The following is a 1560-nucleotide window of genomic DNA, read 5'->3' on the forward strand; positions in this document are numbered from 1 at the left end:
CCGGTCGTCACACGCGAAACACCATGCGTACTCGACGCATTCGTACCGTTGTAGTTTCCTTCGGACTTGACCGTGTTGTTCGCCTCCGGAACCTCGGTCACCTCCTTGATGCCCTTGACATCGGCGACCACGGTGCCCGACACCCACGCCACCCGGCCGGCGCCATTGGCAGCCAACGACGGCGACACCAGAGCGCTCTCCGCGGTACGGGTCACCGTCACGTTCGGACCGGACTTCGACCCGTCGGGCAGCGGAATGAAGGCATCCGCGCTCGCCACACCAGTGGACATCAAGCCGAGTGCAACAGCCGCAGCAGCACCCAGGCCTGCGATACGGGCGCCACGGCGCAGGCCGGACATGCCGTTGTTCATATTCGTTCCCCTCATCAGGTGCGGATATCTCCGACCTTCGGAAATCCCAACCACCCGTGCGACGATCTCAAGTTAAACGATTCGAGTCCTAAACGTGATCTCGGAATGGGTGCATTTACACAAGCGTTACGCTAGGGGCAGTTATGTGATTTCCGCGTAATAGAGCTGCACAGACAAGGAAAGGCCGGGAACGTGATTTCTCACGTTCCCGGCCTTTCCGGGTACTGCTGTTTATTGAGGCGAGGACAAATCAGCCAATGCTGAAGGGCTGTCCCCACAGGGTGACTGTGCTGGAAACATTGTCCGTGCTGACGCTGACCTTGACGAACGAGCGAGCCTGGGCGTATCCGGCGCAACCGGCCACGCCAAGGGTGGAGTCGGCCCAGGTAACGGATCCGGACTTGCCCTTGAAGGAGTTGGAGCTCGACGAGGTCTGTGAACCGTAGGGGTCCTTCTTCTCCAGGTCGAGGATGCTGACACTCTTCGCCTGGCCGGGGCCGAGGGTGATGCCTCCGTTGCCGCCGCCGGTGAACCCGATCCCCGACTCGACCTGATCGGCGAGCGTGCTGAGCTTCAAGGCATCCGTAGCACTGTTCCCACTGGCCTTGGCGCCGAAATCGACCTGGCAGGCCAGGACGTAGCCGGGGCTGATCGAGGCACCCTTGGCGCCGGCGCCGTCCAGGCTGACCGAGGCCTTGCCACTGACCCACACGTTGCGGTGCAACGGAGTCGAACCCAGCGACGGCGAGATGTTCGCACTCTCGTCGGTCAGATTCACCGTGACCACGGTGCCGTCAGCGAGTGTCTGCGTGATCGAACCACCAGGCAGCGGAACGAACGTGTCCGCATTGGCCGCACCAGCGGAGAAGAAACCCATGGCAACGGCCGTAGCAGCGCCGACACCGGCCAGCCGCAGACCGTTCTTACGATTGATGATCATTGTTCCCCTCTAAGGGTAGATAACTCGCACACGCGAGAAGGTGGGTGGGAAGAACTGCAAAGGACCGAAATCAGCCGATGCTGAACGGGGCACCGTACAGAACGGTCTTCGAGTAGTCGTTGCCCACGATCTCCACGACCGAGTACGACCGAGCCTGCGCGAATCCACCGCACTTCTGCACCTGCAGCTCCGCATCCTGGTACTGCAGCGCGTACACGCCGTCCTTCTTGATGTCCTTGCCACCGAGGG

2 protein-coding genes and 1 pseudogene are annotated in these 1560 nt (G+C 61.5%); all 3 read right to left on the minus strand.

Annotated features, from left to right (window positions below; genetic code table 11):
- Positions 1 to 386 (minus strand): annotated as a pseudogene (locus tag WAW17_RS19245) (mspA family protein); the annotation flags it as partial.
- A 235-nt stretch (positions 387 to 621) separates the two neighbouring features.
- Positions 622 to 1311 carry an MspA family porin gene (locus tag WAW17_RS19250; protein ID WP_422334531.1) on the minus strand — a complete coding sequence of 230 codons (690 nt, stop codon included), beginning with the start codon at positions 1309 to 1311 and terminating at the stop codon, positions 622 to 624.
- A gap of 70 nt (positions 1312 to 1381) precedes the next feature.
- Positions 1382 to 1560 (minus strand): MspA family porin (locus tag WAW17_RS19255; RefSeq protein ID WP_422332870.1); only part of this gene is annotated, 179 nt, incomplete at its 5' end.

Source organism: Rhodococcus sp. (in: high G+C Gram-positive bacteria), from assembly GCF_049286785.1.
In the GTDB taxonomy this organism is placed as follows: domain Bacteria; phylum Actinomycetota; class Actinomycetes; order Mycobacteriales; family Mycobacteriaceae; genus Rhodococcus_F.